Raw genomic sequence first — 8,246 nt, 5'->3', positions numbered from 1 at the left:
GCGTATGTACGGGTCGCCCCAACGGCGTTATGTCAGCAGCTCAGCGGCGCATCAGTTCAGGCAGCTCAGGCGGCCTTAGAAGCAGGCTCCAGAATCGCCACGCACTCCACGTGATGCGTCATCGGAAACAGATCGAACGCCCGCAGCGACCGCACCCGGTACCCGCCCTCCCGGAAGTACCCCAAGTCCCGCGCCAGCGCGGCCGGGTCGCAGGCCACGTACGCGATGCGTCGCGCGCCCAGGCCCGTCAGGTGCTTCACCGTCTGCTTGCCCGCGCCCGCGCGCGGCGGGTCCAGGACGATCAGGTCGACCTCCGTGATGCCGGTGCGCGGCAGGGTGGCCTCGACCTTGCCCTGTTCGATGCGGACTCGGTCGAACGCGGCCAGGTTGTGGCGGGCGTCCTCGACCGCTCGCTTGCCGGACTCGATGCCGAGGACCGCGCCCTTGTCACCGACCCGGTCGGCGATCGCGCCCGCGAACAGGCCCACGCCGCAGTAGAGGTCGAGGGCCGTGTCGCCCTTGCGGGGCGTCAGGCCCTGCATGACCGCGAGCATCAGCGTCTCGGCGGCCTTCGGGTGGACCTGCCAGAAGCCGCCGTTGCCGACGCGGTAGGTGCGGTTGTCGGCGCGCTCGCGGACGAAGGGGCGGCCGTGGACGCGGTGGACGCCGCCGTCCTGCTCGGCGATGCGCAGGACGGAGACCGGCTTGTCCAGCTCCACGAGGGGCAGGCGCGCGCCCGGCTTCGGTTCCAGGATGACCTGGCGGTCCTGGGAGCCCGTGGCCGCGATCGCCTCGACCGACTCCATGCCGGACCAGTCGTGCTTCTCGATGCCGAGCTCGCTCACGCCCTCAGCAGCGATCATGCAGTGCTCGATGGGCTCGACCTCGTGCGAGCGGTGGCGGCGCAGGCCCGCGTTGCCGTCGGCGTCCACCGCGTACTGGACGCGCGTGCGCCAGGCCGGGACCTCGCCCGAGGGGAGCTTGTCACCCTCCGCGGGGACGACCGTGCCGTCCCAGCCGGCCTCCTCGGGGGTCAGGCCCGCCAGGCGCTGGAGCTGCTCGGTGATGACCTCGCCCTTGAGGCGGCGCTGTGCGCCCGGCTTCGCGTGCTGCCAGTCGCAGCCGCCGCAGCGGCCGGGGCCCGCGTACGGACAGGGCGCCTCGACGCGGTCCTTGGACGGGTCGAGGACCGTCACCGCGTCCGCGCGCAGGAAGCGGCTGTCCTCGTCACCGTCGGTCACCCGGGCGATGACCTTCTCGCCGGGGAGCGTGTGCCGGACGAAGAGCACCCGGCCCTCGGCCGTGCGGGCGACGCAGTGGCCGCCGTGCGCGACGGGGCCGACCTCGACCTCGTACTCCTGCCCGACGAGGGAGGTCTCCTGCGAGCTCTCCTTCGAGTTCCCCGCCTGCGATTTCTTCGGTTCTGCCTGCATGGCGGGGTGACTCCACAACGTAAGGGGGCATCGGCCGAAGGAAACGGCCGGACAACAGCCCACCAGTCTACGTGGGTGTCGTCCGGCCGCTCACCAGGAGCAGGTCCTGAGCGGTCTCAGCCCTTGTTGCCGTGGCCGTGGCCGTTGCCGTTGCTCGGCTCCTTCTGGCGCTTCTCCACCGGACCCCGCCGCACCGCACCCGGCGCGTTCCACTCCGACCGCTTGCGTGCCCGCTTCTTGGCGGCCTCGGAGGAGTCGAGCTGGTAGGGAACGGACGTCACCATCACGCCCGGCGTGAAGAGCAGGCGTCCCTTGAGCCGCAGCGCGCTCTGGTTGTGCAGCAGGTGCTCGTACCAGTGGCCCACCACGTACTCCGGGATGATCACGCTGACCACGTCGCGCGGGCTCTCCTTACGGAGGCCCTTGACGTACTCGATGATCGGCCGCGTGATCTCGCGGTAGGGCGAGTCGAGGATCTTCAGCGGGACGGTGATGCCGCGCCGCTCCCACTCGGCCTTCAGGGCCTTGGTCTCCGCCGGGTCGACGTTGATGCTCAGCGCTTCGAGCGTGTCCGAGCGCATCAGCTTGGCGTAGGCCAGGGCGCGCAGCGTCGGGCGGTGGATCTTGGAGACCAGGACGATGGAGTGCACGCGCGAGGGGCGCACGCTGTCGTCGGAGGGGGTGTCCGGGGCGGCGATCTCCTCGGCGACGCGGTCGTAGTGGCGGCGGATCGCCGACATCGTCGCGTAGAAGATGCACATGCCGAGCAGCGCGACCCACGCGCCGTGCGTGAACTTCGTGACCAGTACGACGACCAGGACCATGCCCGTGAAGAAGGCGCCGAAGGTGTTGATCGCCCGCGAGCGGATCATGTGGCGGCGCTTGGCCTGGTCCCGCTCCTTGCGCAGATGGCGGTTCCAGTGCCGGACCATGCCGATCTGGCTGAGCGTGAAGGAGACGAAGACGCCGACGATGTAGAGCTGGATCAGCCGGGTCGAGTCCGCGCCGTAGATGACGACGAGCAGGGCCGCGGCGCCCGCGAGCAGCACGATGCCGTTGGAGAAGGCGAGCCGGTCGCCGCGGGTGTGCAACTGGCGCGGCAGGTAGCGGTCCTGGGCGAGGATCGAGCCGAGCAGCGGGAAGCCGTTGTACGCCGTGTTGGCCGCGAGGAACAGGACGAGCGCGGTGGCCGCCGCCAGGACGATGAAGAGGAAGCTGCCGTTGCCGAAGACGGCCTCGGCGACCTGGGAGATCACCGGGTTCTGGACGTAGTCGGCACCGACCGGCACCCCGTTGTGGAACAGGTCCTTGCCCGGATACTCGGCCATGCGGACCTTGGTCGTCATGGCGAGCGCGATGATGCCGCAGAACATGGTGACGGCCAGGCCGCCCATCAGGGCCAGGGTGCTCGCCGCGTTCTTGCTCTTGGGCTTGCGGAAGGCCGGGACGCCGTTGCTGATCGCCTCGACGCCGGTGAGCGCCGCACAGCCGGACGAGAAGGCTCTCAGGAGCAGGAAGACGAGGGCGAAGCCCGCGAGGCCGCCGTGCTCGGGCTTGATCTCGTAGTCGGCGGTGGGCGCCTTCATCGTCTCGTCCAGGACGATGCCCCGGAAGGCACCCCAGGCGATCATGATGAAGACGCCGGCGACGAAGACGTAGGTCGGGATGGCGAAGAGCTTCCCCGACTCCTTCACGCCCCGCAGGTTCATCACCGTGAGCAGCACGATGACGGCGACCGCGCAGAGCACCTTGTGCTCGACGACGAACGGCACCGCCGAGCCGAGGTTCTCGATGCCCGAGGAGATCGACACGGCCACGGTCAGGACGTAGTCGACGAGCAGCGCGCTCGCGACGGTGAGTCCGGCCTTGGGGCCGAGGTTGGTGTTGGCGACCTCGTAGTCGCCACCACCACTCGGATAGGCGTGCACGTTCTGCCGGTACGACGCGACGACGGTGAACATCAGCACGACGACCGCGACAGCGATCCAGGGGCTGAAGTGGTACGCCGACACACCCGCGATCGAGAGGACGAGGAGCACTTCCCCCGGCGCATAGGCCACGGAGGAGAGCGGGTCGGACGCGAACACGGGTAGAGCGATGCGCTTCGGCAGGAGGGTTTCTCCGAGCCGGTCGCTGCGCAGTGCGCGCCCGATGAGGATCCGTTTGGGCACGTCGGTCAGTTTGGACACGCAGAGGATCGTAAGCGTTCGAATGGGTGCCCGCCCACCCACCACCCCCTATCGGCTCCGGTTAGCCACGACGCGCCGCCCCGGGCTCCGCCCAATGCCCGGAAACCGGACGCTCGTCGGCGTTCTGCGGTGCCTGGGGAACCCCCCGCGCCGCGTACCGCTCGGCCGTCAGCCGCTCGGCGCGGCGGATGGCGCGGGAGGGCCACCAGGTGGCACGCCCGAGCAGCAGCAGCGCCGCCGGAAGGATCATGACGCGGATCACGAACGCGTCGAGCAGGACGGCCGCCGCGAGGACGAAGCCCATCTGCTTCATCTCCAGGATGTGCAGCATCACGAAGCTCGCGAAGACGGTGACCATGACGATCGCGGCGCTGGTGACGACCTTGGCCGACGAGCCGATGCCCTCGACGACGGCCTGCCGGGTGGGTACGCCGTTCAGCGCGGCCTCCCGGATCCGGCTGACCACGAAGACCTGGTAGTCCATCGAGAGCCCGAACAGGATCACGAAGAGGAAGAGCGGCACCCGCGAGGAGATCCCGCCGAGCGAGACGAACGAGAGCAGTTCCTCGGCCCACTCGCCCTGGAAGACCAGGACGAGCAGCCCGAGCGCGGACGCGGCGGAGAGCAGGTTGAGCACGATGCCGAGCAGTCCGAGGACGACGGAGCGGAACGCGAAGACCGTCATGGCGAAGGTCATCAGGAGCAGGAAGCCGAGAACGAGCGGCAGCTTCTGGTTCTGGTGTTCCACGTAGTCGGTGCCGTGCGGCACCTCGCCGGTGACCGCCGTCTCGACGCCGGGCAGCTTGCCGACGGTCGCGGGGAGATAGTCGTGGCGCAGGTGGTCCAGGGAGGCGGTGGCCTTCTCGGAGTACGTGGCGTGCGGGGCGTTCAGCTCCAGTGTGGTGGTCCTGCGGTCCTTGGAGGAGCGCAGGAGCGGGGTGCCGGAGGGGTGCGAGAAGAGCGGGTCGGCCTGCGCCTCGTGGTCCAGCTGCCGCAGGGCCTGGCGTACGTCGGCGGCCTGCGAGGCCTCGGCCCGCACCACGACGAGGTGCCGGACGCGCTGCTCCGGGAAGGCGTCGAGCAGCCGGTCGTAGCCCTGCATCGCCGGGATATCGCGCGAGAAGCTGTCCCGCGCCGGGTCCTTGAGCTTCATGTTCAGCGCGGGCAGCGCGAGACCGAGCATGACCAGGACGGAGAGGCACAGGGTGAGCGCGGGGCGCCTGCGGGCGGGCGCGAGGAGCGCGTTCCAGGCACGGCCCGGCTTCTTCTCGCCGTACGTCCTGCGGACCTGCTTGCCCTGCGCGAGCCGCTTGGCGGCGCGGCGCTCCGTACGGCGGCCGAGCTTGACCAGGAGCGCGGGCAGCACGGTCACCGAGCTGACCACGGCGACGGCCACGACCAGGATGGTGCCGGTGGCGAGCGTGTCGAAGATGACGTCACCGGCGAGGTAGAGCGCGGCGGTGGAGACGATCACCGCGAGCCCGGAGACCACGATCGCGCGGCCCGCCGTCGCGGCGGCGGCCTCGACGAGCGCCTCGGAGGTGAGGCGACCGCCCGCTCGGGCCCGTTCCTCGCGTTCGCGCTTGAGGTAGAAGAGCGTGTAGTCGACGCCGACGGCCATGCCGATGAGCAGGATCATGTTCATCCCGACGCCGGTGTCGGGCAGCAGGTGCGAGGCCAGCATCGCCAGGCCCATGGTCGCCATGATCGAGGTGATGGCGAGGAGCAGCGGTACGCCGACCATCACCACCGAGCCGAACACCAGCGCCAGCGTGATCAGGGTGACGGGCAGCGTGATCGCCTCGGAGAAGGCGAGGTCGTCGCCGCGCTGGTCGTTGACGCCCTTGCTCACGGACGCGGCGCCGGTCTCCTCGATCACCAGGCCGGGGTGGGCCTTTTTGACCTTCTCGGTCTGGGCCTGGAGCGGGATGACGTTCTTCTTGCCTTCCTGGTCGGGGCCGTTCAGCTCCACCTGGACCCGCAGCACCCGCCCGTCGGCCGATGTCACCGGCGCCGCCACCGAGGCGACCTCCGGCAGCGACTTCATCCGGGCGGTGACGTCCTTCACGGCGGCGTCGGCGGCCGTCTTGTCGAGCGGCCCCGATGCGGCGCGGATCAGCACCTGTTCCGTGGGCCGCAGCTGGACCCCGCCCTCGGTGGCAAGCGCCTCGGCGCGGCCCGCCTCGCCGACGCGGAAGTCCGCCGAGGTCGCGCTGTTCATGCCGACGGCGATGCCGCCCCCCAGGCAGAGCACCACGAACACCAGCCAGCCGACGATCGCGCGCCCTGGATGCAGCGCGCTCCATCTCGCCACGCGCACCGTGGCCGATCGCTTCCCCATGACCATCCCCGCCCCTTCGCCATGCATCAGTCGTTCAGTCCTTCATGTGTAAGTTGAGACTGACAGGTGTAGGAACGAGCCGTCAACTGTCATTCGAAGACGCGAAGGGCCGGATTGACAGCCGATCCCGTCATGCGTAAGCCTTGACTGACAGGTTCCGGGACCAGCGCGAAGGCGGACTATGGACAGCGAAGAGCTGCTCGCCTTCCTCTCCGCGGTCGGCCACGCCCAGCGGATCCGGATCATCACCGAGCTCGCCCCGGGACAGCTGTACGTCAGCGAACTGGCGCGGCGGCTGGGTGTCTCGCGGCCCCTGCTCTACATGCACCTCGAACGTCTGGAGAAGGCCGGTCTCGTCGTCGGCCGCCTGGAACTCTCCGACGACGGCAAGGCGCTCAAGTACTTCGAACTGGCGCCGTTCGACGTGCGATTGAACGTGGATACGATCCTTGAGGCCGTCCGCCAGGACGCGTCGGACGAGGTCGAACAGCACTCATCTGAGGGGTCTTAATGGACGACGTGATCATCCCGGTCGCCTTCTTCCTGATACTCGCGGGCGCCGTCGTCGCGGTCGCCTATTTCCAGTCGCAGCGCAACCGCGAGCGCGATCGTCAGTGGGCCGAGGCGATGGAGCAGTACCGGGTGGTCGTCGAGCGTGCCAGGTCGGAGCAGGAGGCGGCGCGGCTGCAGCTCGTCGAGATGGACTACCGGCTGAAGTCCGTCGAGGGCCTGCTGCGCAGCGTGGACTGAGACCACCGGCGAGGAACTGGGCACCGGCAGGTGCAGGGGGGTGCCCTCCGCGGACCGCGCGTGTGTAGCTTGGGCGTCGGTCTGAGACGCTTTTACCGTTCAGCCTGAGCGAAAAGTATTGACACAGCCGGAAGGACGGGCGTGCACATCGTCATCATGGGCTGCGGGAGAGTCGGATCCGCTCTCGCGCAGACCCTGGAACAACAGGGGCACACGGTCGCCGTCATCGACCAGGACCCCACCGCCTTCCGCCGTCTGGGCTCCGGCTTCGGCGGCCGTCGTGTCACCGGCATCGGCTTCGACCAGGACACCCTGCGCGAGGCCGGCATCGAAGAGGCGGGCGCCTTCGCCGCGGTGAGCAGCGGCGACAACTCGAACATCATCGCGGCCCGCGTGGCCCGCGAGATGTTCGGCATCGAGAACGTGGCGGCCCGCATCTACGACCCGCGCCGCGCCGAGGTCTACCAGCGCCTGGGCATCCCCACCGTCGCCACGGTCCGCTGGACCGCCGACCAGATGCTGCGCAGGCTGCTTCCCTCCGGGGCCGAGCCGCTGTGGCGCGACCCCACCGGCGGCGTGCAGCTCGCCGAGGTGCACGCGTCCGAGGCCTGGATCGGCCACAAGATCAGCGAGCTCCAGGAGGAGACCGGCGTCCGCGTGGCCTTCCTCACCCGGCTGGGCGAGGCGGTCCTGCCGACCTCGCAGACGGTGCTCCAGGAGGGCGACCTGGTGCACGTGATGATGCGTACCGACGAGGTCGAGAAGGTCGAAGCGGCGTTCGCCGAAGGCCCGGAAGAAGGCGGTCACTGATGAGGGTCGCCATTGCCGGAGCAGGTGCGGTGGGACGTTCCATCGCCGGTGAGCTCCTGGAGAACGGGCACGAGATTCTGCTCATCGACAAGGCGCCGACGGCCATCTCGGTCGAGCGCGTCCCGCAGGCCGAGTGGCTGCTCGCCGACGCCTGCGAGATCACCTCGCTCGACGAGGCGGCGCTCCAGCGCTGCAACGTGGTGATCGCCGCGACCGGCGACGACAAGGTCAACCTCGTCGTCTCGCTGCTCGCGAAGACCGAGTACGGCGTCCCGCGGGTCGTCGCCCGCGTGAACAACCCCAAGAACGAATGGCTCTTCAACGAGTCCTGGGGCGTGGACGTCGCCGTCTCCACCCCGCGTCTGATGTCCGCGCTCGTCGAGGAGGCGGTCAGCGTCGGCGATCTCGTCCGGCTGCTCCGCTTCAGCCACGGCGACGCGAACCTCGTCGAGCTGACCCTGCCGCCCGAGTCGGCCCTCGCGGGCACCCGGGTCGGCGACGTCCAGTGGCCCGAGGACACCTCGCTGGTGACGATCATCCGCGGCACGCGCGTCCTCGCGCCGACCGCGGAGGACTCCCTGGAGGCCGGTGACGAGCTCCTCTTCGTGGCCGCACAGGCCCGCGAGGAGCAGCTGGAGGACCTCCTGTCGGTACGCCGGGAGGAAGCCAGCTAGGCGCCGCACCTGCTTGTACGTGGAGGGGGGCGCCCGGGATATCCCGGGC

The 8,246-nt window shown here is 69.6% G+C and carries 7 protein-coding genes; 4 read left to right on the top strand and 3 right to left on the bottom strand.

Features of this window, described 5'->3' with window-relative positions; all coding sequences use genetic code 11:
- Positions 1 to 65: 65 nt before the first annotated feature.
- From ACFUPX_RS43575 to ACFUPX_RS43565, 3 genes are all read right to left on the bottom strand, one after another.
- Positions 66 to 1,433, bottom strand: a complete 1,368-nt coding sequence (locus tag ACFUPX_RS43575) for a class I SAM-dependent RNA methyltransferase (RefSeq protein WP_383335210.1) — start codon at positions 1,431 to 1,433, stop codon at positions 66 to 68.
- 116 nt (positions 1,434 to 1,549) lie between these two features.
- The gene (locus ACFUPX_RS43570) at positions 1,550 to 3,622 is read right to left on the bottom strand and encodes an APC family permease (RefSeq protein WP_383335208.1); all 2,073 of its coding nucleotides are present in this window, start codon (positions 3,620 to 3,622) and stop codon (positions 1,550 to 1,552) included.
- A gap of 61 nt (positions 3,623 to 3,683) precedes the next feature.
- A complete protein-coding gene (locus tag ACFUPX_RS43565) occupies positions 3,684 to 5,963 on the bottom strand; it encodes an MMPL family transporter (RefSeq protein WP_383335206.1) in 2,280 nt (759 codons plus the stop codon).
- A 181-nt stretch (positions 5,964 to 6,144) separates the two neighbouring features.
- Between ACFUPX_RS43565 and ACFUPX_RS43560 the strand changes: the two genes are divergently transcribed.
- The 4 genes from ACFUPX_RS43560 (at position 6,145) to ACFUPX_RS43545 (ending at position 8,197) form a co-directional block, all read left to right on the top strand.
- Positions 6,145 to 6,474 carry an ArsR/SmtB family transcription factor gene (locus ACFUPX_RS43560; protein WP_383335204.1) on the top strand — a complete coding sequence of 110 codons (330 nt, stop codon included), beginning with the start codon at positions 6,145 to 6,147 and terminating at the stop codon, positions 6,472 to 6,474.
- Complete coding sequence (locus ACFUPX_RS43555) at positions 6,474 to 6,713, top strand: hypothetical protein (RefSeq protein ID WP_383335202.1); 240 nt, start codon at positions 6,474 to 6,476, stop codon at positions 6,711 to 6,713. The genes ACFUPX_RS43560 and ACFUPX_RS43555 overlap by 1 nt, the downstream gene beginning before the upstream one ends.
- Before the next feature lie 141 nt (positions 6,714 to 6,854).
- Positions 6,855 to 7,523: a potassium channel family protein gene (locus ACFUPX_RS43550; RefSeq protein WP_383335200.1), complete on the top strand. Its 669-nt coding sequence runs from the start codon at positions 6,855 to 6,857 to the stop codon at positions 7,521 to 7,523.
- Positions 7,523 to 8,197: a potassium channel family protein gene (locus ACFUPX_RS43545; RefSeq protein WP_383335198.1), complete on the top strand. Its 675-nt coding sequence runs from the start codon at positions 7,523 to 7,525 to the stop codon at positions 8,195 to 8,197. Before ACFUPX_RS43550 ends, ACFUPX_RS43545 begins: the two co-directional genes overlap by 1 nt.
- The last annotated feature ends 49 nt before the right edge of the window (positions 8,198 to 8,246 follow it).

Source organism: Streptomyces sp. NPDC057302 (genome assembly GCF_042667685.1).
In the GTDB taxonomy this organism is placed as follows: domain Bacteria; phylum Actinomycetota; class Actinomycetes; order Streptomycetales; family Streptomycetaceae; genus Streptomyces.
This window is presented reverse-complemented; position numbering and strand designations above follow the sequence as displayed.